Genomic DNA, 24,579 nt, shown 5'->3' with positions numbered 1-24,579 from the left:
CGATGACGCACCGTACGAACGGTGAGTCCGCCACGCCGCCGGACTCGACCGCGCCGCCCACGGCGCCGGGGGCCCCGTCGCCCCCCGCGGACGCGGTCCCGCTTGCCGCGGCCGGCAAGGGCCCTGCGGGTCCCGCCCGGTCGGCGGCCCCGGCGAACCCGGTGGCATCGGCCGACGCCGGGGCCAAGCGGGCCGGCAAAGTCACCGCGCCCGCGAGGGCGCCGCGCTGGACCCCGTGGATCTACCTCGCCCCCGCGCTGGCCGTGCTCGCCGCCCTGCTCGTCTACCCGATCTACCAGCTCGGCCTGATCTCCTTCCTCGAATACACCCAGGCCCAGGTCAGCGGCGGTGAACCGACGAGCTTCCAGGGCCTCGGCAACTACCGCGCGCTCCTCGCCGACAGCCAGTTCTGGCAGGTGCTCCTCGCGACCGTCCTGTTCGCCGCCGCATGCGTCCTCGCCACGCTCGCCGTCGGCTGCGCGCTCGCGGTCCTGCTCACCCGCGTACGGGCGCTGCCGCGCCTCGCCCTGATGCTGGCCGCGCTCGGCGCCTGGGCCACCCCGGCGATCACCGGCTCCACCGTCTGGGTCTTCCTCTTCGATCCCGACCACGGCCCGGTCAACAGGGTGCTCGGACTGGGCGACTTCTCCTGGATGTACGGCCGCTGGAGCGCGTTCTCGCTCGTCCTCTTCGAGGTCGTGTGGTGCTCGTTCCCGTTCGTGATGGTGACGGTGTACGCGGGCATCAAGGCGATTCCGGGCGAAGTGCTGGAGGCGGCCTCGCTGGACGGCGCGTCGCAATGGCGCATCTGGCGTTCCGTCACGGCCCCGATGCTGCGGCCCATCCTCGTCGTTGTCACCATCCAGTCGATCATCTGGGACTTCAAGGTCTTCACGCAGATCTATGTGATGACGAACGGCGGAGGCATCGCCGGACAGAATCTCGTGCTCAATGTGTACGCCTATCAGAAGGCGTTCGCGTCCTCCCAGTACAGCCTGGGATCGGCGATCGGCGTGGTCATGCTGCTGATTCTGCTCGCGGTCACGCTCGTGTACCTGCGACTGCTGCGACGCCAGGGAGAAGAGATATGAGCCTCGGTACGAGCGCGTGGCGGATCCGGCGTCCCGGACGGCTCGCCGCCGAGGCGACGGCCCTCGCCGTCGCGCTGGTGGTCGCCTTTCCGCTGTACTGGATGGTCCTCTCCGCCTTCAAACCGGCAGGTGAGATCCAGTCCACCCGGCCGCGTCCCTGGACGCTCGCCCCCTCGCTGGACTCCTTCCGCCGGGTCTTCGAACAGCAGGAATTCGGCCGCTATTTCGCCAACAGCCTGATCGTGGCGGGAACGGTGGTCGTCGCCTCGGCGCTGATCGCGTTCCTGGCCGCCACGGCGGTGACCCGGTTCCGTTTCCGGTTCCGTACGACGCTGCTCATCATGTTCCTCGTCGCGCAGATGGTGCCGATCGAGGCGCTGACCATTCCGCTGTTCTTCCTGATGCGCGACGCCGGCCAGCTGAACACCCTGGGTTCGCTGATCCTGCCGCACATCGCCTTCTCGCTGCCGTTCGCGATCTGGATGCTGCGCGGATTCGTCAAGGCGGTGCCGGAAGCCCTGGAGGAGGCCGCGTACATCGACGGCGCGAGCCGCACCCGTTTCCTGTGGCAGATCCTCTTCCCGCTCGTCTTCCCCGGGCTGGTGGCGACGAGCGTCTTCTCGTTCATCTCGACCTGGAACGATTTCCTCTTCGCCAAGTCGTTCATCATCAGCGACACTTCGCAGTCGACGCTGCCGATGGCGCTGCTGGTCTTCTTCAAGCCGGACGAGAACGACTGGGGCGGGATCATGGCAGCCTCTACCGTGATGACCGTGCCGGTGCTCGTCTTCTTCGTACTCGTTCAGCGGCGCCTGGTCTCCGGACTCGGCGGCGCGGTGAAGGACTGACGGCGGTGTCCGAGGCGCCCCGTGTCCCGGGGCCGCCGGGCCCCGCCGCCCGGCACGGCGTCGGCCTGCCGGGAGTCGACCGACTGGAAAGGCGGACCTGATGGATGTCCTTCCCCTGCCGCGCAGCGGCAAGGTGCTCAACGGCGGATTCGTCCTCGACGAGTCGACCGTCATCGACGCCGGCCCCGGCACCGAACGCGCCGAGCGCCGGCTGCGCGCCGATCTGGGCGCCGCGACAGGGCTGCCGCTGGCGCCCGGTGCCGGTGACGACGGGGAGACGATCCGGCTGCGCATCGATGCCGCGGACGCCGGGCACCTCGGCCCCGAGGGCTACAAGCTGTACGTGAACGGCGACGGCATCACCGTCCACGGCGGCGGGGCAGCCGGGGTGTTCTGGGGTGTGCAGACACTCCGCCAACTCCTGGGGCCCCAGGCGTACCGCAAGGCGCCCGCTGCGACGGGCAGGCGCTGGGAGGTGCCCGGCACGTTCATCGAGGACGCGCCCCGCTTCTCCTGGCGCGGCATGATGCTGGACGTCTCACGGCACTTCCTGCCCAAGGACGACGTCCTGCGTCAACTCGACCTGCTCGCCGCCCACAAGCTCAACGTCTTCCACTTCCACCTCACCGACGACCAGGGCTGGCGCATCGAGATCGAGCGGTACCCGAGGCTCACCGAGATCGGCGCGTGGCGTTCGCGAACGAAATGGGGGCACCGGGCGTCCCCCCTCTGGGACGAGAAGCCGCACGGCGGTCACTACACGCACGACGACATCCGCGAGATCGTCGCCTACGCAGCCGCGCGGCACATCACCGTCGTCCCCGAGATCGACATCCCCGGCCACTCGCAGGCGGCCATCGCCGCGTACCCCGAACTCGGCAACACCGACGTCGTCGACACCACCTCCCTGACGGTCTGGGACAACTGGGGCGTCAGCCCCAACGTCCTCGCCCCCACCGACGCCACCCTGCGCTTCTACGAGGGCGTCCTGGAGGAGGTCCTCGACCTGTTCCCCTCCGCTTTCGTCCACATAGGCGGCGACGAGTGCCCCAAGGACCAGTGGAAGAAGTCGCCGGCCGCCCAGGCCCGGATCCAGGAGCTCGGGCTCGCCGACGAGGACGTGCTCCAGTCCTGGTTCATCCGGCACTTCGACCGCTGGCTCGCCGACCGCGGCCGCCGCCTCATCGGCTGGGACGAGATCCTCGAAGGCGGACTCGCGCCCGGCGCCGCCGTCTCCTCCTGGCGCGGCTACCGGGGCGGCATCGCCGCCGCCGAGGCCGGTCACGACGTCGTCATGTGCCCCGAGCAGCAGGTGTATCTGGACCACCGTCAGGCGGCGGGCGACGACGAGCCGATGCCCATCGGCTACGTCCGGACCCTGGAGGACGTCTACCGGTTCGAGCCCGTGCCGCCCTCGCTCGGCCCCGAGGCGGCCGCCCATGTGCTCGGCACGCAGGCCAACGTCTGGACGGAGGTCATGCAGGACCGCTCCCGCGTCGACTACCAGGTCTTTCCGCGCCTCGCCGCTTTCGCCGAGGTCGCCTGGTCGACCCTGCCCGCCCCCGCGGAACGGGACTTCGCCGATTTCGAGCGGCGCATGGAGACCCACTACGCGCGCCTGGACGCGCTCGGCGTCGACTACCGCCCGCCCGGCGGCCCCAAGCCCTGGCAGCGCCGCCCGGCCCCTGAAGGAATGACAGGCAGCCTCGGACGCCCGATCGAGGGAGCGCCCCCGAACGTGTGAGCCGCGCCCCGGGGCACCCGCCCCGGGCCGCGCCCGTCAGGCGGGACGACGGGGAGCGAACCCGACCATCGCCTACGGAACCGGACTTACGGGTCGGATGCGCCCTTCGCGGACCCTCCCGCCGGTCGGCTCGGAAGATGTGCCAGAGTTGCCACGTCCGGCATGTGAGCACGTACGGTACGGCACACAGGCGGGACAGCCGGGACACCGGGAAGGGGCAGCTGGGTGACCACGCACGCACCGCAGACGGCGCAGTCGGTGACGCTGCCGGGCTCGCTCGACGAGGCCGTGGCGGCGCTCGCCGCCATGCCTGCCGCCGTGCCCGTCGCCGGCGGCACGGACCTGATGACCGCCGTCAACAGGGGACAGCTCCGCCCCGCGGGACTCGTCGGCCTCGGCCGCATCAGCGAGATCCGCGGCTGGCGCTACCAGGACGGGCACGCGCTGCTCGGCGCCGGACTCACACACGCACGGATGGGCCGGCCCGACTTCGCGGCCCTCATCCCCGCCCTCGCGGCCTCCGCGCGCGCGGCCGGGCCGCCCCAGATCCGCAACGCGGGCACGCTCGGCGGCAACATCGTCACCGCCGCGCCCACCGGCGACACCCTGCCCGTGCTGGCCGCGCTGGAGGCCGACCTGGTCGTCGCGGGCCCCGATGGCGCGCGCCGCGAGATCCCGGTCTCCCACCTGCTCGCCGGGCGGGAGATGCTCGGCCCCGCCGAACTGATCGGCTTCGTACGGGTGCCCCTCCTGCACGCCCCGCAGGTGTTCCTCAAGGCCACCGGCCGCACCGGCCCCGGCCGCGCCACCGCCTCCGTCGCCGTCGTCCTCGACCCGGCGCGGCGAGGGGTGCGCTGTGCGGTGGGCGCGATCGCGCCGATGCCGCTGCGCCCGCTGGAGGCCGAGCGCTGGATCGCCTCGCTGATCGACTGGGACGGCGAACGGGGGCTCGCGGGCGAGGCGCTCGCGGCCTTCGGGGAGTACGTGGCGGCCGCGTGCATCCCGGACCCGGCACCGGCGGCACCGGGCGAGGGACAGCAGGTACTGCCGCCTGCCGTACTGCATCTGCGGCGCACGGTCGCCGCGCTGGCCCGACGGGCACTGGGGAGGGCGCTGTCGTGAGCAACGAGGACCACCAGCAGGGGCGTTTTCCCGACCCGTCGGACCATGAGGAGTACCAGGACGGCGGCGAGGGCCGGCTGGACCTTCCGGACGCCTTCGTGCAGGACGGCCCGCACGATTACCCGCAGAGCGCGGCGCGGGGCTACGCCGCGGACGCGCAGGACTATCAGGGCTACCAGGGCGAGGGCCAGGGCTACCAGGACCACGGCCAGGGCTATCACGACCAGGGACAGGGCTATCAGGACCCGAACCAGGCCCAGGTCCAGGACCACGGGCAGGGTTTCCCGCACGAGTACGGCGGCTGGCAGCCGACGGCCCCCGGCTCCGACTACGACGGCGACGCGACGGGCTTCTTCCAGCTGCCGTCCGACGGTTCGCTTGACGCCGCCCCGCTGGAGGCGCCCGGCCACGGCTACGTACCGCCGATGATCATGCCGCTGACCCCGCTCGCGCCGGCTGCCGGGACCGACCCGGCGGCCACGGGCGGCTGGGCGGCACAGCAGCCGCAGCCCGCCGACGCGCAGGTGGAGCCGTCCGCGCCCGTGCAGCCCGAGGCCGTGCACTGGCCGGAGGCGGGCGCGCAGCAGCACGGCGATCCGCAGGTGACCGGTCAGTGGACGTTCCCCGAGGAGCCTGGCCCCGACCCGGCGCCCGCGCAGGGCGCCGCAGGCCACGAGATGACCGGACAGTGGTCGATCCCGATCGCCGAAGGTGATCTTCCGGACGAGTCGGGCGAGTTCCTGCGTTCGTCGCCGCCGGTGCCCGAGACGCCCTGGGCCGCGGCGGCGCCTCCGGCGACGCTTCCGGGCGGTGCGCCGGCACCGTGGGCGACGCTGCCCGGCGGCGCGCCCGCGCCGTGGGCCGATCAGGCGCCCCAGGAGCAGGCTGAGCCGGAGCCCGAGCGCGCCCCGGCCGAGCAGGTCGACGCCGCGGACCCTGTGGAGCCCGCGGAGCCCGCGGACGCGGCCGCTCCGCAGCCACCGGCCGAGCCCGAGCCCGAGCCGAGCCAGGAACCCGCTCAGGAGACGGCCCAAGAAGGCGCCCAGGAAGGCACTCAGGAGGCCGCTGAGGAGGCTGCCCAGCCGCCGGAGGCCGGACACGACCACCAGGCGCCGCAGGACCCGGCAACGCCCGCAGAAGCCCCGCAGCCCTCCGGGGAGGAGTCGCCCGCCGCCGGGCCCGAGCCGCTCCCGGGTGCCGACGAGCACCCGCCGACCTCGTACGTCCTGCGGGTCAACGGCACGGACCGACCCGTCACCGACGCGTGGATAGGCGAGTCGCTCCTCTACGTCCTGCGGGAGCGCCTCGGCCTCGCCGGGGCCAAGGACGGCTGCTCCCAGGGAGAGTGCGGTGCCTGCAACGTCCAGGTGGACGGCCGGCTCGTCGCCTCCTGCCTCGTGCCCGCGGCCACGGCCGCCGGCTCGGAGGTCCGCACCGTGGAGGGCCTCGCCGGCGACGGCGAACCGTCCGACGTGCAGCGGGCGCTGGCCAACTGCGGAGCCGTCCAGTGCGGCTTCTGCATTCCCGGCATGGCCATGACCGTGCACGACCTCCTGGAGGGCAACCACGCCCCCACCGAACTGGAGACCCGCCAGGCCCTGTGCGGCAACCTGTGCCGCTGCTCGGGCTACCGGGGCGTGCTGGAGGCCGTACGCGAGGTCGTCGCCGAGCGGGCCGCGAGCGCGGCCGCGGCGGCCGAGGAAGCGCCGGCCGAGCCGTACGAGGAAGTGCACAGGGAAGCGCAGGAGGAAGCCCGCATCCCGCACCAGGCACCCCCCGGCGCCGGTAGGGTGCAGGCCCACCCGCACGACGGAGGCATGGCGTGAGCAACGACGCGGCCACCACGGCGAATCCGCAGGCCGTCGACGGCCCCCGGCCGGAACCGCCGGCCCACGGGCTCGGCGCCTCCCTCCCCGCCGCGGACACCCGCGCCAAGACGGAGGGCACGTTCCCGTACGCCTCCGACCTGTGGGCCGAGGGCCTGCTGTGGGGCGCGCTGCTGCGCTCACCGCACCCGCACGCGCGCATCGTCTCCATCGACACGTCGGCCGCCCGCGCCATGCCCGGCGTCCGCGTGGTGATCACCCACGAAGACATCCCGGGCGACGCGGCGTACGGCAGGCGCATCGCCGACCGGCCGGTGTTCGCGTCCGAGATCGTCCGCCACCACGGCGAGGCGATCGCCGCGGTGGCCGCGGACCACCCGGACACCGCGCGCCTCGCCGCGGCCGCGATCACCGTCGAGTACGAGCTCCTCGACCCGGTGACCGACCCGGAGAAGGCGTTCGCCGCCGAACCGCTGCACCCCGACGGCAATCTGATCCGCCACATCCCGCTGCGCTACGGCGACCCGGACGTGACCGGAGAGGTGATCGTCGAGGGCCTGTACCGGATCGGCCGCCAGGACCCGGCACCGATCGGCGCGGAGGCGGGCCTGGCCGTACCGCGGCCCGACGGCGGCGTCGAGCTCTACATGGCCTCGACCGACCCGCACGCCGACCGCGCCCTCGCCGCCGCCTGCTTCGGCCTGGAGCAGGAGCGGGTCAAGGTCGTCGTCACCGGCGTACCCGGGGCGACGGGCGATCGCGAGGATCCCGGCTTCCAGCTCCCGCTCGGCCTGCTGGCCCTGCGGACCGGCTGCCCGGTCAAACTCACCGCCACCCGCGAGGAGTCCTTCCTCGGCCACGCCCACCGCCACCCGACGCTGCTGCGCTACCGCCACCACGCGGACGCCGAGGGCCACTTGGTCAAGGTCGAGGCACAACTCCTCCTGGACGCGGGCGCCTACGCCGACGCGTCCTCCGAATCCCTGGCCGCGGCGGTCGCGTTCGCCTGCGGTCCCTACGTCGTCCCGCACGCCTTCATCGAGGGCTGGGCGGTGCGCACCAACAACCCGCCGTCGGGTCATGTGCGCGGCGAGGGGGCGATGCAGGTCTGCGCGGCGTACGAGGCGCAGATGGACAAGCTCGCGACCAAACTCGGCCTGGACCAGACCGAGATCCGCCTGCGCAACGTGCTGGCCACGGGCGACATACTCCCCACCGGCCAGACGGTCACCTGCCCGGCGCCGGTCGCCGAGCTGCTCCAGGCCGTACGGGACTTCCCGCTGCCCTCCCTCCCCAAGGACACCCCCGAGGACGACTGGCTCCTCCCGGGCGGCCCGGAGGGCGCGGGCGAACCGGGCGCGGTGCGCCGCGGTGTGGGCTACGCGCTCGGCATGGTGCACATGCTCGGCGCGGAGGGCACGGACGAGGTCTCCACGGCGACGGTCAAGGTCCACGACGGCGTCGCGACGGTCATCTGCGCGGCGGTGGAGACCGGTTCAGGCTTCTCCACCCTGGCGCGCCAGATCGTCCAGGAGACGCTGGGCATCGAAGAGGTCCACGTGGCGGCGGTCGACACCGACCAGCCCCCGGCGGGCCCGGCGGCGCACGGCCGGCACACCTGGGTCTCCGGCGGCGCGGTCGAACGCGCGGCCAAGATGGTCCGCACCCAGCTCCTGCAGCCGTTGGCGCACAAGTTCGGCATGTCCACGGAGCTGCTCCAGATCACCGACGGCAAGATCACGTCGTACGACGGCGTACTCTCCACCACCGTCACGGAGGCGATGGACGGCAAGGAACTGTGGGCGACGGCCCAGTGCCGCCCCCACCCGACCGAGCCGCTGGACGATTCCGGGCAGGGCGACGCGTTCGTGGGGCTGGCGTTCTGCGCGATCCGCGCGGTGGTGGACGTCGACATCGAACTCGGCTCGATCCGTGTGGTCGAGATGGCCGTGGCCCAGGACGTGGGCCGCGTCCTGAACCCGGCCCAGCTGGCGACCCGTATCGAGGCGGGCGTCACCCAGGGGATCGGCGCGGCCCTCACGGAGAACCTGCGCACGGCGCGTGGCCTGATCCGCCACCCGGACCTGACGGGCTACGCACTCCCGACATCGCTGGACGCGCCGGACATCCGCCTCGTGAAACTGATCGAGGAACGGGACGTGGTGGCCCCCTTCGGCGCGAAGGCGGCGAGCGCGGTCCCGGTGGTCACGTCCCCGGCGGCGGTGGCCGCCGCGGTCCGCGCGGCCACGGGCCGCCCGGTCAACAGGCTCCCGATCCGGCCCCAGGCGGCGGTGGCGGCGCCCAACTCGTAACGAGTGACAGGCAGGACTCGCACGGAAAGGCGGTGGCCCCGGGGTCTCCCAGGGCCACCGCCCGTCCGTACGTGCAGAGGCCGTGACCGGATTCGAACCGGCGTAACTCGCTTTGCAGGCGAGCCCCTCAGCCACTCGGGCACACGGCCGTGCGTTCCAACTCCTCGACCGTAGGCGGGAGTCGGCGGGGCGCTCAAGCGTCCGGCCGGGGTCGCAACACGACTGCCACACGCCGTTCACGGTCGGGCGCCGGTCGTACGACCAAGGGACCAGAAGGGTCCGGTCGAACGACAGGGCCCAAAGCGTGTCATGCCCCTTACTCTGGGGGTCATGACCGCCCCCGAACCGCGTGACACCGACGTCACGCAGCCGCCCGCCGGCACCGCCGCCCGCCCCGAAGAACCGGGCGGCGGCGGTGTTCTCGGCCCGGCCCACCGTGCCCTCAGCATCGGCATCGTCTCCGTCGTCTTCCTCATCGCTTTCGAGGCGACCGCCGTCGGCACGGCGATGCCCGTGGCCGCGCGCGAGCTGCACGGCATCCCGCTCTACGCGTTCGCCTTCTCCGCCTACTTCACCACCAGCCTCTTCGGCATGGTCGTCGCCGGGCAGTGGGCCGACCGCAGGGGGCCGCTGGGCGCGCTGGCCGGCGGGATGAGCGCCTGGGCCGCCGGACTGCTGCTGTCGGGCACGGCCGGTGCGATGTGGGTGTTCGTCGTGGGACGCGCCGTCCAGGGACTCGGCGGCGGGCTCGTCATCGTCGCCCTGTACGTCGTCGTCAGCCGCGCCTACCCGCGCAGGCTCCAGCCGGCGATCATGGCGGCCTTCGCGGCGAGCTGGGTGATCCCGTCCGTGGTCGGCCCGCTCGCCTCCGGCACCGTCACCGAACAGCTCGGCTGGCGCTGGGTCTTCCTCGGCATCCCCGCGCTCGTCGCCGTACCGCTCGCCCTCGCGCTGCCCGCGATCCGGCAGCGCGCGTCGGGGCCCGCCGACCCGGCGGCGGCCGTGCCGCCCTTCGACCGGCGCAGGATCCGGCTGGCCCTCGGGATCTCGCTCGGCGCGGGGCTGCTCCAGTACGCGGGACAGGACCTGCGCCCGCTGTCCGTGCTGCCCGCGGTGGCGGGCGCGGCGCTGCTGGTGCCGTGCGTCCTGGGCATCCTGCCCCGGGGGACGTACCGGGCGGCCCGCGGGCTGCCGTCCGTCGTGCTGCTGCGCGGCATCGCCGCGGGGTCGTTCATCGCCGCCGAGTCCTTCGTGCCGCTGATGCTCGTCACCCAGCGCGGGCTGTCCCCGACCCTGGCCGGCCTCTCGCTCGCCGTCGGTGGCGCGACCTGGGCGCTGGGCTCGTACGTGCAGTCCCGGCCGCGGACCGAGCCGTATCGCGAACCCCTGGTCGTCCTCGGCATGCTGCTCGTCGCCGCGGCGATCGCCACCGCCCCCAGCGTGCTGATCGACGCCGTGCCCGTGTGGATCGTGGGCGTGGCGTGGGGGTTCGGCTGCTTCGGCATGGGGCTCGTGATCGGGTCGACGAGCGTGCTGCTCCTCAAGCTGTCGGCCCCTGATGAGGCGGGCACCAACTCGGCCGCGCTGCAGATCTCCGACGCGCTGTCGAACATCCTGCTGCTGGCCGCGGGCGGCGCGGCCTTCGCCGCGCTCGGCGGCGGCGCGGTGGGCGGCCACGCGGTCTCAGCGGCCGACGCCTCGCACCCGAGTGCGTTTGCCGCGGTGTTCCTGCCGATGGCGGGGGTGGCGCTGGTGGGGGCGTGGGTCGCGACGCGGCTGCGGACGAAATTCGAGTGAGGCCGCCGTACGCCCTCTCTACGATCACGGCATGCAGCGGAAAGACGAGTTCACCGTCGGCCTGACGGAACCGAGCAGGAGGCCGTCCGGGACCTGGCCGACGCCCGCGGCGTCGGCGTCGAGGACCTCCTCACCGAGGCCACCCGCCACTTCCTCCACGCCGAGGGCGAGCGCGTCCACGCCGTGGCGGCGCGGTACGCCGCGGACCACGCCGATCTCCTGAGGAGGCTGGGCGAGTGACACGCCACCTCACGGTCGCCGAGGTGACCGGCATCGCGACGCTCGCCTTCGGCAGGACGCCCCCGGGGCTGCGCGCACCCGGCCTGCTGGAATCCGCGGTGCACCGGCCCCGGGCGCGGATGTTCGGCGTGATCGCCCACCAGGACCTGTACGAGCAGTCCGCGGCGCTGCTGCACGCGATCGCCGCCAACCACCCCTTCGTGGACGGCAACAAGCGCACGGCGTGGCTGGCCGCCGTCACGTTCCTCGCTCTCAACGGTGCCGACCTGGCCGGCGTCGACCAGGACGCGGCGTACGACCTCGTCGTCGATGTGGCCTCCGGCGCGGTGGACGATCCGGTCCGCATCGCGGGGAGGCTGCGTGCGCTCGCGGCGTTTCGTGTGAGCTGAGTCGCACCCGGCGCGGTCACCGCGTCGCGCCGCCCGGACGACGACCGGGCCACCGGTAGGGTGGCCCGGTTGTCGTACGAGAGCCCCCGCCGAGAGCCCCCGAACCGGAGACCGTGACTACTACCGCCTCCCACCACCTCTCACCCGCCTTCCCCGGCCGTGCCCCCTGGGGCACGGCCAACAAGCTGCGTGCCTGGCAGCAGGGCGCCATGGAGAAGTACATCCAGGAGCAGCCGCGCGACTTCCTCGCCGTCGCCACGCCCGGCGCCGGCAAGACGACCTTCGCGCTGACCCTCGCCTCCTGGCTGTTGCACCACCACGTCGTGCAGCAGGTGACGGTCGTCGCGCCGACCGAGCACCTGAAGAAGCAGTGGGCGGCCGCGGCGGCGCGGATAGGGATCAAGCTGGACCCGGAGTACAGCGCGGGTCCGCTGAGCAAGGAGTACCACGGCGTCGCGGTCACCTACGCCGGTGTCGGCGTACGGCCCATGCTGCACCGCAACCGCTGCGAGCAGCGCAAGACCCTCGTCATCCTCGACGAGATCCACCACGCCGGTGACTCCAAGTCCTGGGGCGAGGCGTGCCTGGAGGCGTTCGAGCCGGCCACCCGGCGGCTCGCGCTGACCGGTACGCCGTTCCGGTCCGACACCAACCCCATCCCCTTCGTCGCGTACGAGGAGGGCAACGACGGGATCCGGCGCTCGGCCGCCGACTACACGTACGGCTACGGCAACGCCCTCGGCGACGGCGTCGTCCGGCCCGTGATCTTCCTCAGCTACAGCGGCAACATGCGCTGGCGCACCAAGGCCGGTGACGAGATCGCCGCCCGGCTCGGCGAGCCGATGACCAAGGACGCGATCTCGCAGGCGTGGCGCACCGCGCTCGACCCGCGCGGCGACTGGATGCCGAACGTGCTGCGCGCCGCCGACCAGCGGCTGACCGAGGTCAGAAAGGGCATCCCCGACGCGGGCGGGCTCGTCATCGCCTCCGACCAGGACTCGGCCCGCGCGTACGCCAAGCTGATCCGCGAGATCACCGGCACCAAGGCGACCGTCGTCCTGTCCGACGAGGCGGCCGCGTCCAAGCGGATCGAGGAGTTCAGCGAGGACGGCTCCCGGTGGATGGTCGCCGTCCGCATGGTGTCCGAAGGCGTCGACGTGCCGCGCCTCGCCGTCGGCGTGTACGCGACGACCATCTCGACGCCGCTGTTCTTCGCGCAGGCCGTGGGCCGTTTCGTACGGTCCAGGCGGCGCGGCGAGACCGCGTCCGTGTTCCTGCCGACCATCCCGAACCTCCTGGGCTTCGCCTCCGAGATGGAGGTCGAGCGCGACCACGTGCTCGACCGGCCGAAGAAGGACGGCGAGGAGGACCCGTACGCCGAGTCCGAGAAGGAGATGGCGGAGGCCGAGAAGCAGCAGGACGAGGACACCGGCGAACAGGACATGCTGCCCTTCGAGGCGCTGGAGTCCGACGCCGTATTCGACCGGGTGCTGTACGACGGCGCCGAGTTCGGCATGCAGGCCCATCCGGGCAGCGAGGAGGAGCAGGACTACCTGGGCATCCCCGGCCTGCTCGAACCGGACCAGGTGCAACTCCTCCTGCAGAAGCGGCAGGCGCGGCAGATCGCGCACAGCCGCAAGAAGCCCGACGAGGAGGCCGACCTGCTGGAGCTGCCCGCCGAGCGGCGTCCGGTCGTCTCCCACAAGGAACTGCTGGAGCTGCGCAAGCAGCTGAACACCATGGTCGGCGCATACGTGCACCAGAGCGGCAAACCGCACGGTGTCATCCACACCGAGCTGCGCAGAGTGTGCGGTGGGCCGCCGAGCGCGGAGGCGACGGCGGGGCAGATCCGCGAGCGGATCAAGAAGGTGCAGGAGTGGGCGACGCGGATGCGGTGACCCCCCGCTCCCGCCCCCGCCGCTCCCTGTTCCGCTCCCGCGTCCCGCTGACCCCGCCGTTCTTCTGGCCGGGGTCCCTTATGGGGACCAATAGCCCGTCGTCGGCGCAAGATCGCCCGGATTCTGGACGAGCCCTTCCGCTGAGCGGTGCCTGTCGCTACTGTCCCCGCAATGCAAACGCCCCGTGGCAGCGCCGCCGCGGAGCGCAGTCGGTGTGCCATGGCCTGCCGGCGGCCTCTGGGTGCGTCGCCGATGGGACCGGTGCCGCGACATCTCTTCGAGGACCGCCGTCACTCACTCCGAAAGAGAGGGCGTCGTGACCGCGGAAACCTCCCAGACGCTCGACAGGGGACTACGTGTCCTCAAACTGCTCGCCGATACCGACCACGGGCTGACCGTCACCGAGTTGTCCAACAAACTCGGCGTCAACCGCACCGTCGTCTACCGCCTGCTCGCCACCCTCGAGCAGCACGCCCTGGTCCGACGCGACCTCGGCGGCCGGGCCAGGGTCGGCCTCGGTGTGCTCCGGCTCGGCCGGCAGGTGCACCCGCTCGTACGCGAGGCGGCGATGCCCGCCCTGCGCTCGCTCGCCGAGGACATAGGGGCGACCGCCCACCTCACCCTGGTCGACGGCGCGGAGGCCCTCGCGGTCGCCGTCGTCGAACCGACCTGGACCGACTACCACGTCGCCTACCGGGCGGGCTTCCGTCATCCGCTGGACCGGGGGGCGGCCGGCAAGGCGATCCTCGCCGCCCGCCAGAACGGGAAGGCGGAGCCGGGCTACACCCTCACGCACGGCGAGCTGGAGGCGGGCGCGTGCGGCGCGGCTGCGGCGCTCGTGGGCGTGACCGGGATAGAGGGCAGCGTGGGTGTGGTGATGCTGGCGGACGCGGTTCCGGAGCGGGTCGGCCCCCGCGTACTGGACGCGGCCCGCGAGGTCGCGGACGCCCTTCGCTGACGGCCGCGTCCGACGGCGTGCGGCGGCGGCTCCGTTCCGACGCCCCGCGCCGACGGCCTGCGGCGGCGGGCGCCCGTGGGGGGATCACGCCCCCCGGGGGACGGGCGGCGCGGGCAGATAGATTGGCACCGTGCTCTCCAGTCTCACGCGCCCCCGCGCCCTCGCCCTCTGCGCGCTGCCCGTCGTCACGCTGCTCGCCGTCGCCGGGCTGGCGCCGCTGCCGTTCGTCGTCGCGCAGCCCGGGATGACCGCGGACGTGCTCGGCAAGGACCAGGGGCGGCAGATCATCACGATCTCCGGCGCTCCGACGCAGGAGACCGAGGGTGCCCTGCGCATGACGACGATCGTGGCGAGCGGACCGTCCGCCGAGGTCGACCTCGGCGACGTCGTCGACGGGTGGTTCCGTACGGACCGCGCGGTGCTGCCCCGCGACGCCGTCTACCCCGCGGGCAAGTCCGACAAGGAGATCGAGCGGCACAACGTACGCGACATGGAGCAGTCGCAGGACGTCGCCACCCGCGCCGCCCTCGGCTATCTCGGCGAGGACCCCGCGAAGGTGAAGGTCTCCCTGCACCTGGCCGACGTCGGCGGGCCCAGTGCCGGACTCCTGTTCTCCCTCGGAATCGTCGCCAAGATCGAGGGCGACGGCGCGGGCGGCGACCTCACCGGCGGCCGGAACATCGCCGGTACGGGCACGATCAGCGCCGACGGCAAGGTCGGCCCGGTCGGGGGCGTGTCCCTGAAGACCCAGGCGGCCAAGCGTGACGGCGCGACCGTGTTCCTGGTCCCCAAGGCCGAGTGCGCGGACGCCGAGGCGGAACTGCCCTCCGGGATGCGGCTGATCCCGGTCACCACGCTCAAGGGCGCGGTCGACTCCCTGCGGGCGCTGGAACGGGGCGGGAAGGTCCCGAGCTGCTGACGTCCCGGCTCCCGTCGCCGGTCCCGGTCCCGGTCCCAGTCCCGGCACCGCCCTCGCCCCCGCCCGCGGCCGTTGCGTCCAGCTCACGCCAGGCCGGGAACACCGCCGGTGCCAGGGTCGCCAGGAAGTACAGCCCGCCCAGCGTCAGCAGCGCCGCCACGAGCCCGGCCTGCTCGATCAGGTAGCCGGCCGCCAGACCCCCGAGCGGCGTCGTCATGAGCACCCCGGCCGTCGTCGTGCTCGCCACGCGGCTGCGCAGGGCGTCCGGAATGCGCTCGTACATCATGGTCGTCAGGATCGGGTTGAGCATGCCGGCCCCCAGCCCGCCGACCGCCATCGTGGCGGCGAGCGGCGCCGTCCCGTCCACCAGCGCGGCCACCACGAACCGCGGCAGCCCGCACAGCACGAACGCGACCGTGAACAGCAGGCGCCGCGGGAGACGGTGCCCGACCGCGGCGTAGAGCAGTGCGCCGAGCAGCGCGCAGCCGCCGAAGACGGCGACGAGCAGGCCCAGATCGCGTGCGCCGCCCAGGTTCTCGCGCGCGTGCACGGGCAGCAGGACGGAACTCCAGCCCTGGTCGAGGCCGTTGGTGAGCATCACCATCAGGACGGCGCCGAGCAGCAGTCGGCTGCGCAGCAGGAAGGCGTACCCCTCCCGAAGTTCGCCCCGGTAGGCGGCGAAGGAGATCCGGGGCGCGTCCCGCTCGGGTGCGGCGGCGCGCAGGCCGCGCAGGCCGAGGGAGATCAGCAGCGCCGAGCCGCAGAAGGTGGCCGCGTCCACGAGCAGGACGGCTTCAGCGCCGATCAGAGCGATCAGTACGCCGGCCAGTGCCGCCCCGGTCATCCGCGCGCCGCGCGAGACCGCGTCGAACAGGCTCGCGGCGCGGGACAGGCTCGTACCGGCCCGCTCGGCGAGGTCGGGCACCAGGACGTGGCGCGCGGTCTCGCCGGGAGCGTGGAACAGGCCGGTGACGGCCATCAGCGCGCACAGCATCCAGAACCGCAGCGCACCCGCCTGGTGCAGGAGCGGGATCGCCGCCAGGGCGGCGGCGCAGACCAGGTCGGTCGTGACACTGACCCGGCGGCGGCCGAGACGGTCGATGACCGGCCCGCCCGTGATCGCCGAGACGACCACCGGGAGCGTCGCACAGAAGGCGACCAGCCCGGCTTTCGCGGGGCTGCCCGTGGTCTCCAGGGCGAACCACGGGACCCCGATGAGGGTGAGCGAATTGCCGCTGATGGACACGGCGTTGGCCGCCAGCACGGCGGCGAGCGGCCGGCGGTCGCGCACGGCGGTGGTGCCGTGCGCCTCCTGCGCGCTCACGCGAGACGGGTGGTGCGGAGGCCGGGTCCCGGCTGCTGACGACCCACCAGGTGGAGGCCCAACTCGACCAGTAACCAGCCCACTTGTATGCGCATGGGTCGAGGTGGCACATGCGTGGCGGCCTGGGTGCGCAGCTCCTCGGCGCACAGTTCGTGCAGCATCAGATGGATGTCGGCGTGCATGTCCTTCGTCCCCTCAGTCGGTGGTGCGCGGGAATGCGTGCGTGTGCAGACGGACCTGGGCGACGCCCTCGGTGCCGGGGGCGTGCGTGAGGTCCCGGTAGCTATCGATGAGCTCGTGGAGCCTGTCCCTGAGTTCGAGGGCCTCCGCGGCGGTCAGCCGCAGCGTGAAGTCGCTGAGGTCGGCGCTGCGCCGCCACTCCTCGGGCCAGTCGTCCTTGGTGCCGAGCCAGGTCGCGACCTCCTGGGCGTGCGTGGTCGCGATCTCGTGGACGAAGAGGTCGGCGGCGCCGCGCACCGCCGGGTCCGGGTTGCTGAGCAGGGCGTCGTCGAAGCGCGTGCCGTGCGCCGCCGCCTTCCACCACCGCTCCCGGCCCTTCCCGCGCCCGGGATCGTCCTCGACGAAGCCGTGGGCGGCGAGCTGGCGCAGGTGGTAGCTGGTGGCGCCGCTCGACTCGCCGAACTTCTCCGCCAGCTGTGAGGCGGTGGCCGGGCCGTCGTGCCGCAGTGACGACAGGATGCGCATACGCAGGGGATGGGCCAGACCGCGCAGCGAGTGCGGGTCGAGCGTGTGGATGTTCGGCGGCGGGTTCTCGCTCATGGATGCAAAGCTATCCTTGCAAAGGAGTCGTTGCAAGCTTTTTTTGCAACGACTCCTTTGCAGCCTCCTCCGTGGCGCCGGCCGCCGGTCCCGCTCACCGGTCGGCAGGGTCCTCCGCCGCCTGCTCCACGAGCGGGATGATGCGCAGCGGCACCGGGTTCTCCATGACGATCGCCGTCGACGCGCGCACGATCCCCTCGAAGCCGACGACGCGGTCGATCACGCGTTGCAGGTCGGCGTTGGACCGCGCGACGAGCCGGCAGAGCATGTCGCCGTGGCCTGTGGTCGTGTGCAGCTCCAGCACCTCGGGAACCGTCGCCAGATGCGCCCGTACGTCGGAGCCCTGCCCCTGCTTGATCTCCAGCGTCGCGAACGCGGTCACCGGATAGCCCAGCGCCGCCGGGTCGACGTCCGGCCCGAAGCCCCTGATCACCCCGTTCGCCTGGAGCCTGTCCATCCGCGCCTGCACCGTGCCGCGCGCGACACCCAGACGCCGCGATGCCTCCAGGACCCCGATCCGCGGCTCGCGTGCCAGCAGCACGATGAGCCGCCCGTCCAGATGATCGATCGCCATGACGCCCTCCCAATGGTCATCCTGTACACAACGTCCGGCGGACCGCCCGTCCGGCTGAGCACATTGTCCAGCCGAAAAGCCAACTATTGCGCACCTTGCGGAGCAGGGGGAGCCTGCTGCCATGACTGAGACCACGCATCACACCCCGGACACCGCGCGTGAGGCCGACCCCTTCCCGGTGAAGGGAATGGACGCGGTCGTCTTCGCCGTCGGCAACGCCAAGCAGGCCGCGCACTACTACTCCACGGCCTTCGGCATGAAGCTCGTCGCCTACTCCGGACCGGAGAACGGCAGCCGCGAGACCGCGAGTTACGTCCTCACCAACGGTGCCGCCCGCTTCGTCTTCACCTCCGTGATCAAGGCGTCCACCGACTGGGGCCGCTTCCTCGCGGACCACGTCGCCGCCCACGGCGACGGTGTCGTCGACCTCGCCATCGAGGTGCCGGACGCGCGCGCCGCCTACGCGTACGCCGTCGAGCACGGTGCGACGGGCATCGCCGAGCCGTACGAGGTCAAGGACGACCACGGGGTTGTCGTCCTCGCCGCCATTGCCACGTACGGCAAGACCCGCCACACGCTCGTCGAGCGCAAGGACTACGACGGCCCCTACCTGCCCGGCTTCGTCGCCGCCGACCCGATCGTCGAGCCGCCGGCCAAGCGCACCTTCCAGGCCATCGACCACTGCGTGGGCAACGTCGAGCTCGGCAGGATGAACGAGTGGGTGGCCTTCTACAACAAGGTCATGGGCTTCACCAACATGAAGGAGTTCGTGGGCGACGACATCGCCACCGAATACTCCGCGCTCATGTCGAAGGTCGTCGCCGACGGCACCAAGAAGGTCAAGTTCCCGATCAACGAGCCGGCGATCGCGAAGAAGAAGTCGCAGATCGACGAGTACCTGGAGTTCTACGGCGGCGCCGGTGTCCAGCACATCGCGCTCGCGACGAACGACATCGTCGCCACCGTGCGCACCATGCGCGCGGCCGGAGTCCAGTTCCTCTCCGTCCCGGACGCGTACTACGACACGCTCGGCGAGTGGGTCGGCGACACGCGGGTGCCGATCGACGAGCTGCGCGAGCTGAAGATCCTCGCGGACCGCGACGAGGACGGCTACCTGCTGCAGATCTTCACCAAGCCGGTCCAGGACCGCCCGACGGTCTTCTTCGAGATCATCGAGCGCCACGGCTCGATGGGCTTCGGCAAGGGCAACTTCAAGGCGCTGTTCGAGGCGATCGAGCGCGAACAGGACAAGCGCGGCAACCTGTAGTCCCTGGGGCGCTGCCCCCGGGTGCCCCCTCGTCGTGGCCCCGCCTACGGGGCGGGTGCCGCGCAGCGGCAACCCACCCCGGCCCCGGACCTACGGGGTCCGGGGCGAAGCCCCGGTTTCGGGAAGGGGCGGGGTGGGGGAATCCGACTCCCCGCCCCCCGCCACCGACGCAGAAGCCGACTCCGGCCCCGACGGCGCGGACGGCGCCGCCGACGGCTGCGCCATCCGCTGCTGCGGTGCCACGGAAGCCCCCGCCGACGAACTGGCGGACGGGGACGTCGAAGCCTCCACCCCGGCCGACGGCACGGCAGACGGCACGGCAGACGGGACGACGGACGGCACCGCAGACGGCACCCCCGCCCCCGCCGACGGCGCCGGCACGGTCACCGCATCCGGCCCGTCACCGTCCATGTCCACCGGGCCACCCGGCGGCGGCTCGCCGAGCGCGGACAGGGAATCGCGCGCCACCGGCGCGTGCAGCGGCGAGAAGTCCGGGTTCGTCCGCAGCGCCTCCTCGATGTGCCGGCGCGCCGGCCCATGGTTGCCGAGATCCCGCTCGATCTCGCCCCGGTGGTACGAGAACAGCGCGTTCCGCTGCTCCGGCCCCGTCGCGAGCTTCGCGAACGGCAGCGCGTCCTTCGCCCGGCCAGCCCGGTACAGCGCCCAGCCCATCGCGTCCGCGACGTCCACGCTGCGGTGGCCGCGCCACCATTCGCCCTGGAGGCGCCGCACTGCCGACGCCGCGTCGCCGTGGTCCGCCTCGTACCGCGCCAGCACCAGATCGTCGTCGACCCCGTGGGCGCGCGCCTCCTCCACCAGGGTCCGTACCCGGGCGTAGTGCGTCGCGGCGTCCCCGTCCAGGCCCAGCGACTGGGCCAACTCGCCCGCCTCCAGCGCGTACTCCGGCAGCGGTGCCTTGTCGAGCGCCTCCTGGTAGTCCCGCTGTGCGTCATCCGTACGGTCCAGCGCCACCAGGGCCCGGGCACGTCCTGTCAGGGCCCGGTGGCTGTCCGGGTCGGCCTCCAGCGCCGCGTCGTAGTGGCGCACGGCCTCTGCGGCCTCACCCCGCTCCCAGGCCAGGTCACCCTGCCGGACGAGCGCGGCTGCCTTCTCGGGGCGGGTGCGGGCGTTCGCCGTCGCGTCGTACGCGAGGGCCGCCGCGTCCTCGCGCCAGCCCCGGTCCTGGTAGAGCTGCGCCTCGCGGCCCTGCACCTGGGGCCCCGAGTGCAGCTCCTGGAAGGCGTCCGTCGCCTTGCCGACGGCCTTGCGGTCGCCCAGACCGTTGTAGGCGTCGATGAGCACGGGATACACCGTCCACGCCTTCGGCGCCTGTCTGCGTGCCCGCTCGCCCCAGATGCGCGCGGCCACGTAGTCGTGCCGGGCGTTGGACAGCGCGGCCATCCCCACCAGCGCGCGGACGTCGCCCTCCTGCCCCGTTCCGAGCTCCATCGCATGTCTGAGCGCCTGCTCCGCCTTCGGGAAGTCCGCCGGCTGCCCGAGCCGGTTGCCCCGTTCCACGTACGCCGCGCCGAGCACTGCCCATGACTGCCCGTCACGCGGATGGTCGCGCAGCCATGCCTCATGGTCGCCGATCAGCGCCTTCAGATCCGCCGGGGCGGCCGGCGCGCCCGCCCCGGCGGCGGCCATCGCGCGGGACGCGGGCCGCTGGACGGACGGCCCCGTACTCCCCTCCTCCCCCCACGTGGGCGCGAGCAGGATCACCCCGGTGACCAGCGTCGCGCCGACCAGCGTGCTGACTGCGGCGTTCTTCAGGGTTTCGCTCTTCATGGCGCTCACTGTGCGTCAGCGGGCAGCCCATACGAAGAACACACTCGGCTGTGCGAAGCGGAACGCAGACGGGTTCACACCGATGGCCCCCGGTGCGACGCTGGGATCATGGACGATCTTCTGGAACGGCTGCGTGCCGGCCTGCCCGCCGAGGCACTGATCACCGACTCGGACGTGACCGCTTCGTACGGACGCGACATGGCGAGCTTCTGCGACGCGGGCAGCCCCGCCGTCGTGGTCCTGCCCCGGACCGTCGAGCAGGTCCAGCACGTGATGCGGACCGCCACCGCGCTGCGCGTTCCCGTCGTGCCGCAGGGCGCCCGCACCGGCCTGTCGGGCGCGGCCAATGCCTCGGACGGCTGCATCGTGCTCTCGCTGACCAAGATGGACCGGATCCTGGAGATCAACCCGGTCGACCGGATCGCCGTGGTCGAGCCGGGCGTCGTCAACGCGGCGCTGTCCCGTGCGGTGAACGAGCACGGCCTGTACTACCCGCCGGATCCCTCCAGCTGGGAGATGTGCACCATCGGCGGAAACATCGGCACCGCGTCCGGCGGTCTGTGCTGCGTCAAGTACGGGGTGACCGCCGAATACGTGCTCGGGCTGAAGGTCGTCCTCGCCGACGGCAGGCTGCTGACCACGGGCCGGCGCACCGCCAAGGGCGTCGCGGGATACGACCTCACGCGCCTGTTCGTCGGCTCCGAGGGCAGCCTCGGCATCGTTGTCGAGGCGGTCCTGGCACTGAGGCCGCAGCCGCCCGCCCAGCTCGTGCTGGCCGCCGAGTTCCCCTCCGCGGCGCGTGCCTGTGACGCCGTCTGCGCGATCATGGAGCGCGGCCACACACCGTCGCTGCTGGAGATCATGGACCGCACCACCGTGCGGGCGGTCAACAAGCTGGCGAACATGGGTCTGCCGGAGACCACCGAGGCCCTGCTGCTGTGCGCCTTCGACACCCCGGACCCGGCCGCCGACCTCGCCGCGGTCGCGGCGCTCTGCGAGGCGGCGGGTGCGAGCGAGGTCGTACCCGCCGACACCGTGGCCGAGTCCGAACTGCTGCTCCAGGCCCGCAGGCTGTCCCTGACCGCGCTGGAGACCGTCAAGTCGGCGACGATGATCGACGACGTCTGCGTCCCGCGCTCGAAGCTGGGCGAGATGATCGACGGGACGGCGGCCATCGCCGACAAGTACGACCTCACGATCGGCGTCTGTGCGCACGCCGGTGACGGCAACACCCATCCCGTCGTCTGCTTCGACCACCTCGACCCCGACGAGTCGCGGCGGGCCCGCGAGTCGTTCGACGAGATCATGGCGCTCGGTCTGGAGCTGGGCGGCACCATCACCGGCGAACACGGCGTCGGCGTGCTGAAGAAGGACTGGCTGGCACGCGAACTCGGGCCGGTGGGGCTGGAGTTGCAGCGCGGTATTCGCCGCACCTTCGACCCGCTCGGGATCCTCAATCCCGGCAAGCTGTTCTGAGACCTCACCCCTTCGCTCCGCTACGCGTCCTCGGTCCTGGTCGGGGAGAGCAGCTCGGCCAGGCCGTCGTCGATGCCGAGCTGCTCCGTCTCCGAGCCGGGCGGCACCACCCGCAGCGTCCGCTCCAGCCATGCGGACACCACCGCCGACGGCGCCTCCAGCAGCGCGTCACCGTCGGGTGAACTGAGCGCCATCAGGATGACGCTGCGGCCCTGCGACTTCGTCGGCCACACCCGCACGTCCCCGTTGCCGCACGGCCGGAACACGCCCTCGACGAGCAGTTCGCGTGCGAACGTCCAGTTGACGGGGTGGTCCGAGCCGATGTGGAAGGTGATGTGGACGGCGTACGGGTCGCCGGTCCGGTAGGTCAGCCGGGCCGGCACGGGGACGCTGCGCTCGGGCGACAGCACCAGCTTCAGCTCCAGCTCGCGTTCCACCACGGTGTTCTTCATCGTCGCTTTTCCTCTCTTCTGTGTGACGATCGGGCCCGCCCGCAGCGGGCCTCACAGGAAGAGAGCGGCTTCCCCCACTGCTCTTACGCGACTTCGGGTGGTAACTTTCCGTGACCCCGCCACTACCGGAAAGTGGTCGTTACCGACGGACCGGTCCAGGCGCGGGCGAGGGTCTGATAGATGTGGAGCCTTGAATTGAGGCCTCGAAGAGATACGGGACCACGGTGATGAGCGCCCCAACCCCGGCCACCGGCGACAGCAGCCCCACGCCCGGCTACTATCCGGACCCTTCCATTCCCGGATATGTCCGGTACTGGAACGGCTCCGCGTGGGTGCCCGGTACCAGCAGGCCCGCGCCCGCGTCGGGCGAGGAGATGCCCACCCCGCCCGCTTCCGCGGCGTCCGCACCCGCCCGGGCGACGCCCGCGCCCACTCCGGCCGTGGAGGAGACGGGCCCCGTCTTCCTCGACGAGGAGCCCGACGCCGCACCGGCGCGCCCCGAGCCCGCGTCCGCCTGGCAGGCGGACGCCGCTCGCCAGTCCGGCTTCGGCGGCGACCTGGACAACCGCGTCTCCTGGGGCGGCGCCCAGGACCCGCGCGCCGCCGACCGCCCCGGCGCGGGCGCGTCCGACCCGCGACGGCCGGCCGAGCCCTCGGGCACCGTCGACCCGAGCGGCGGCCAGTTGCCCGGCATGCGGTCGGTCACGCCGCAGAGCGGCACTGGCCGCGGCGATGCCCCGGGCGACGCCCGTCCGATCGGGCCCTCCGCCACGGACGGGCCCCTCACGGACGGTACGGTCGCCATCCGCGCGCTGCGCCCCGGTGCCGGCGAATCCGGCGGCGCCCCGTCCGGCGACGCCCCCTCGGGCCGTCAGCCCGCCGAGCACACGGCCGCCATCCGCGCCCGGCGTCCCGGCGGCCCTGCTCCCGACGGGCAGCCCGACGGCACCATGACGATCCGCGCGCTCGGAGCGGGTGCCGCCGCGCCCCCGAAGCGGCCCCAGCCGGGCGTCCCCGCCCAGCCGCAGGCCTCCTCTCCTGCCCCGCAGCCGCAGCCGCAGCCGCAACAGCAGCCGCAGCAGTCGCAGCCGCAGGCACAGAGCGCCCAGGCCCCCGCCCCGCAGACGCCGGTCACCAACGGCCCCGGCGGCGGCGCCGCCTCCTGGGCGCAGCAGGTCCACCAGCTCGCCCAGTCGGGCCCGGCGTCCGACGGCGACCAGCCCGTCCTGCCGTGGAAGCCCCCGGTCAACGACCCGTTCCTGGCGGCCGCCCAGGCCCAGGCGAATGCCCGGCCCGCATCCCTCGGCAAGCGGCTCGCCGCCCGGCTCGTCGACACCCTGGTGCTCGGCGCGCTGGTAGGCGCCGTCGCCGTCCCGGTCGTCTCCAGCGCTCTCGACCACATCGGCGACAAGATCGAGGCGGCGAAGCTGTCCGGCGAAACGGTCACGGTCTGGCTCATCGACGGGACCACCGCCGGCCAGCTCGGCATCGTCCTCGGCGCGCTCCTCGTCCTCGGCGCGCTGTACGAGGCGCTGCCGACCGCCAAGTGGGGCCGCACCCTGGGCAAGAAGCTGTGCGGGGTGAAGGTGGTCGACATCGAGTCCCACGAACCGCCGCCGTTCGGCGCGGCCCTGCGCCGCTGGCTGGCCTACAGCGTGCTGGGCGTCCTCGTCGTCGGTGTGCTCAATGTGCTGTGGTGCCTGTTCGACCGCCCGTGGCGGCAGTGCTGGCACGACAAGGCGGCGCACACGTTCGTGACCGGCTGATCCGCGTC

The 24,579-nt window shown here is 72.7% G+C and carries 21 protein-coding genes and 1 tRNA gene; 14 read left to right on the top strand and 8 right to left on the bottom strand.

All coding sequences use genetic code 11. The features are described from left to right. Window positions 1–2 precede the first annotated feature (2 nt). The 6 genes from ACF08N_RS10880 (at window position 3) to ACF08N_RS10855 (ending at window position 8,943) form a co-directional block, all read left to right on the top strand. Complete coding sequence (locus tag ACF08N_RS10880; RefSeq protein WP_392324266.1) at window positions 3–1,091, top strand: ABC transporter permease subunit; 1,089 nt, start codon at window positions 3–5, stop codon at window positions 1,089–1,091. After that, on the top strand, window positions 1,088–1,939 hold the full coding sequence (locus ACF08N_RS10875) for a carbohydrate ABC transporter permease (protein ID WP_392324265.1): 852 nt from the start codon (window positions 1,088–1,090) through the stop codon (window positions 1,937–1,939). The genes ACF08N_RS10880 and ACF08N_RS10875 overlap by 4 nt, the downstream gene beginning before the upstream one ends. 100 nt (window positions 1,940–2,039) lie before the next feature. Next, window positions 2,040–3,683 carry a beta-N-acetylhexosaminidase gene (locus ACF08N_RS10870; protein ID WP_392324264.1) on the top strand — a complete coding sequence of 548 codons (1,644 nt, stop codon included), beginning with the start codon at window positions 2,040–2,042 and terminating at the stop codon, window positions 3,681–3,683. Between the two features lie 225 nt (window positions 3,684–3,908). Continuing rightward, a complete protein-coding gene (locus tag ACF08N_RS10865) occupies window positions 3,909–4,805 on the top strand; it encodes an FAD binding domain-containing protein (RefSeq protein WP_392324263.1) in 897 nt (298 codons plus the stop codon). Then, on the top strand, window positions 4,802–6,631 hold the full coding sequence (locus tag ACF08N_RS10860) for a 2Fe-2S iron-sulfur cluster-binding protein (RefSeq protein WP_392324262.1): 1,830 nt from the start codon (window positions 4,802–4,804) through the stop codon (window positions 6,629–6,631). Before ACF08N_RS10865 ends, ACF08N_RS10860 begins: the two co-directional genes overlap by 4 nt. Then, window positions 6,628–8,943, top strand: a complete 2,316-nt coding sequence (locus ACF08N_RS10855) for a xanthine dehydrogenase family protein molybdopterin-binding subunit (protein ID WP_392324261.1) — start codon at window positions 6,628–6,630, stop codon at window positions 8,941–8,943. Before ACF08N_RS10860 ends, ACF08N_RS10855 begins: the two co-directional genes overlap by 4 nt. 77 nt (window positions 8,944–9,020) lie before the next feature. Here ACF08N_RS10855 and ACF08N_RS10850 read toward each other — a convergent pair. Beyond that, window positions 9,021–9,092: transfer RNA gene (locus ACF08N_RS10850), tRNA-Cys, on the bottom strand. Window positions 9,093–9,273: 181 nt separating this feature from the next. Between ACF08N_RS10850 and ACF08N_RS10845 the strand changes: the two genes are divergently transcribed. Next, the gene (locus ACF08N_RS10845; RefSeq protein ID WP_392324260.1) at window positions 9,274–10,740 is read left to right on the top strand and encodes an MFS transporter; all 1,467 of its coding nucleotides are present in this window, start codon (window positions 9,274–9,276) and stop codon (window positions 10,738–10,740) included. 24 nt (window positions 10,741–10,764) lie between these two features. Here ACF08N_RS10845 and ACF08N_RS10840 read toward each other — a convergent pair whose 3' ends face one another. Next, the gene (locus ACF08N_RS10840) at window positions 10,765–10,983 is read right to left on the bottom strand and encodes a hypothetical protein (protein ID WP_392324259.1); all 219 of its coding nucleotides are present in this window, start codon (window positions 10,981–10,983) and stop codon (window positions 10,765–10,767) included. On the opposite strand from ACF08N_RS10840, the gene ACF08N_RS10835 reads away from it, so the two are divergent. The 4 genes from ACF08N_RS10835 to ACF08N_RS10820 all read left to right on the top strand — a co-directional run bounded on the left by ACF08N_RS10835 (window position 10,977) and on the right by ACF08N_RS10820 (window position 15,144). Continuing rightward, the gene (locus ACF08N_RS10835; protein WP_392324258.1) at window positions 10,977–11,369 is read left to right on the top strand and encodes a type II toxin-antitoxin system death-on-curing family toxin; all 393 of its coding nucleotides are present in this window, start codon (window positions 10,977–10,979) and stop codon (window positions 11,367–11,369) included. The two genes, ACF08N_RS10840 and ACF08N_RS10835, sit on opposite strands and share 7 nt — an antisense overlap. A 113-nt stretch (window positions 11,370–11,482) precedes the next feature. After that, complete coding sequence (locus tag ACF08N_RS10830) at window positions 11,483–13,267, top strand: DEAD/DEAH box helicase (RefSeq protein ID WP_392324257.1); 1,785 nt, start codon at window positions 11,483–11,485, stop codon at window positions 13,265–13,267. Window positions 13,268–13,583: 316 nt separating this feature from the next. Next, window positions 13,584–14,225 carry an IclR family transcriptional regulator gene (locus ACF08N_RS10825; protein ID WP_392324256.1) on the top strand — a complete coding sequence of 214 codons (642 nt, stop codon included), beginning with the start codon at window positions 13,584–13,586 and terminating at the stop codon, window positions 14,223–14,225. Window positions 14,226–14,355: 130 nt separating this feature from the next. Next, window positions 14,356–15,144: a S16 family serine protease gene (locus ACF08N_RS10820; RefSeq protein WP_392324255.1), complete on the top strand. Its 789-nt coding sequence runs from the start codon at window positions 14,356–14,358 to the stop codon at window positions 15,142–15,144. On the opposite strand, the gene ACF08N_RS10815 is transcribed toward ACF08N_RS10820, so the two are convergent. From ACF08N_RS10815 to ACF08N_RS10800, 4 genes are all read right to left on the bottom strand, one after another. Further along, window positions 15,083–16,435 (bottom strand): MFS transporter, encoded by a 1,353-nt coding sequence (locus ACF08N_RS10815; protein ID WP_392324333.1) that lies wholly within the window; start codon window positions 16,433–16,435, stop codon window positions 15,083–15,085. The two genes, ACF08N_RS10820 and ACF08N_RS10815, sit on opposite strands and share 62 nt — an antisense overlap. Before the next feature lie 29 nt (window positions 16,436–16,464). Next, entirely contained in the window at window positions 16,465–16,650 is a 186-nt protein-coding gene (locus ACF08N_RS10810) for a hypothetical protein (RefSeq protein WP_392324254.1), read from the bottom strand. Window positions 16,651–16,663: 13 nt separating this feature from the next. Then, complete coding sequence (locus ACF08N_RS10805; RefSeq protein WP_392324253.1) at window positions 16,664–17,248, bottom strand: ArsR/SmtB family transcription factor; 585 nt, start codon at window positions 17,246–17,248, stop codon at window positions 16,664–16,666. 94 nt (window positions 17,249–17,342) lie between these two features. After that, window positions 17,343–17,822, bottom strand: coding sequence for an Lrp/AsnC family transcriptional regulator (locus tag ACF08N_RS10800; RefSeq protein ID WP_177152582.1), 480 nt, complete (start codon window positions 17,820–17,822; stop codon window positions 17,343–17,345). Between the two features lie 121 nt (window positions 17,823–17,943). Here ACF08N_RS10800 and hppD point away from each other — a divergent pair, with 121 nt between their 5' ends. Continuing rightward, on the top strand, window positions 17,944–19,089 hold the full coding sequence (hppD, locus tag ACF08N_RS10795; RefSeq protein WP_392324252.1) for a 4-hydroxyphenylpyruvate dioxygenase: 1,146 nt from the start codon (window positions 17,944–17,946) through the stop codon (window positions 19,087–19,089). Between the two features lie 90 nt (window positions 19,090–19,179). Here the strand turns inward: hppD and ACF08N_RS10790 are convergent, their stop codons facing one another. Further along, complete coding sequence (locus ACF08N_RS10790; RefSeq protein WP_392324251.1) at window positions 19,180–20,877, bottom strand: tetratricopeptide repeat protein; 1,698 nt, start codon at window positions 20,875–20,877, stop codon at window positions 19,180–19,182. Window positions 20,878–20,985: 108 nt separating this feature from the next. Here ACF08N_RS10790 and ACF08N_RS10785 point away from each other — a divergent pair, with 108 nt between their 5' ends. Next, entirely contained in the window at window positions 20,986–22,353 is a 1,368-nt protein-coding gene (locus ACF08N_RS10785; protein ID WP_392324250.1) for an FAD-binding oxidoreductase, read from the top strand. A gap of 20 nt (window positions 22,354–22,373) precedes the next feature. Here ACF08N_RS10785 and ACF08N_RS10780 read toward each other — a convergent pair whose 3' ends face one another. Next, complete coding sequence (locus ACF08N_RS10780) at window positions 22,374–22,805, bottom strand: SsgA family sporulation/cell division regulator (protein WP_392324249.1); 432 nt, start codon at window positions 22,803–22,805, stop codon at window positions 22,374–22,376. Window positions 22,806–23,032: 227 nt separating this feature from the next. On the opposite strand from ACF08N_RS10780, the gene ACF08N_RS10775 reads away from it, so the two are divergent. Continuing rightward, complete coding sequence (locus ACF08N_RS10775) at window positions 23,033–24,571, top strand: RDD family protein (protein ID WP_392324248.1); 1,539 nt, start codon at window positions 23,033–23,035, stop codon at window positions 24,569–24,571. The last annotated feature ends 8 nt before the right edge of the window (window positions 24,572–24,579 follow it).

Origin of the sequence: Streptomyces sp. NPDC015127 (assembly GCF_043080095.1) — a bacterium.
Lineage (GTDB): Bacteria > Actinomycetota > Actinomycetes > Streptomycetales > Streptomycetaceae > Streptomyces.
The sequence above is the reverse complement of the archived record's forward strand: the minus strand, read 5'-3'. Positions and strand labels throughout refer to the sequence as shown.

Coding starts and splice junctions, on each gene's coding strand:
- ACF08N_RS10880 (WP_392324266.1), top strand. CDS start 3: ATGACGCACCGTACGAACGGTGAGTCCGCCACGCCGCCGGACTCGACC.
- ACF08N_RS10875 (WP_392324265.1), top strand. CDS start 1,088: ATGAGCCTCGGTACGAGCGCGTGGCGGATCCGGCGTCCCGGACGGCTC.
- ACF08N_RS10870 (WP_392324264.1), top strand. CDS start 2,040: ATGGATGTCCTTCCCCTGCCGCGCAGCGGCAAGGTGCTCAACGGCGGA.
- ACF08N_RS10845 (WP_392324260.1), top strand. CDS start 9,274: ATGACCGCCCCCGAACCGCGTGACACCGACGTCACGCAGCCGCCCGCC.
- ACF08N_RS10810 (WP_392324254.1), bottom strand. CDS start 16,650: ATGCACGCCGACATCCATCTGATGCTGCACGAACTGTGCGCCGAGGAG.
- ACF08N_RS10805 (WP_392324253.1), bottom strand. CDS start 17,248: ATGAGCGAGAACCCGCCGCCGAACATCCACACGCTCGACCCGCACTCG.
- ACF08N_RS10800 (WP_177152582.1), bottom strand. CDS start 17,822: ATGGCGATCGATCATCTGGACGGGCGGCTCATCGTGCTGCTGGCACGC.
- hppD (WP_392324252.1), top strand. CDS start 17,944: ATGACTGAGACCACGCATCACACCCCGGACACCGCGCGTGAGGCCGAC.
- ACF08N_RS10790 (WP_392324251.1), bottom strand. CDS start 20,877: ATGAAGAGCGAAACCCTGAAGAACGCCGCAGTCAGCACGCTGGTCGGC.
- ACF08N_RS10785 (WP_392324250.1), top strand. CDS start 20,986: ATGGACGATCTTCTGGAACGGCTGCGTGCCGGCCTGCCCGCCGAGGCA.
- ACF08N_RS10780 (WP_392324249.1), bottom strand. CDS start 22,805: ATGAAGAACACCGTGGTGGAACGCGAGCTGGAGCTGAAGCTGGTGCTG.
- ACF08N_RS10775 (WP_392324248.1), top strand. CDS start 23,033: ATGAGCGCCCCAACCCCGGCCACCGGCGACAGCAGCCCCACGCCCGGC.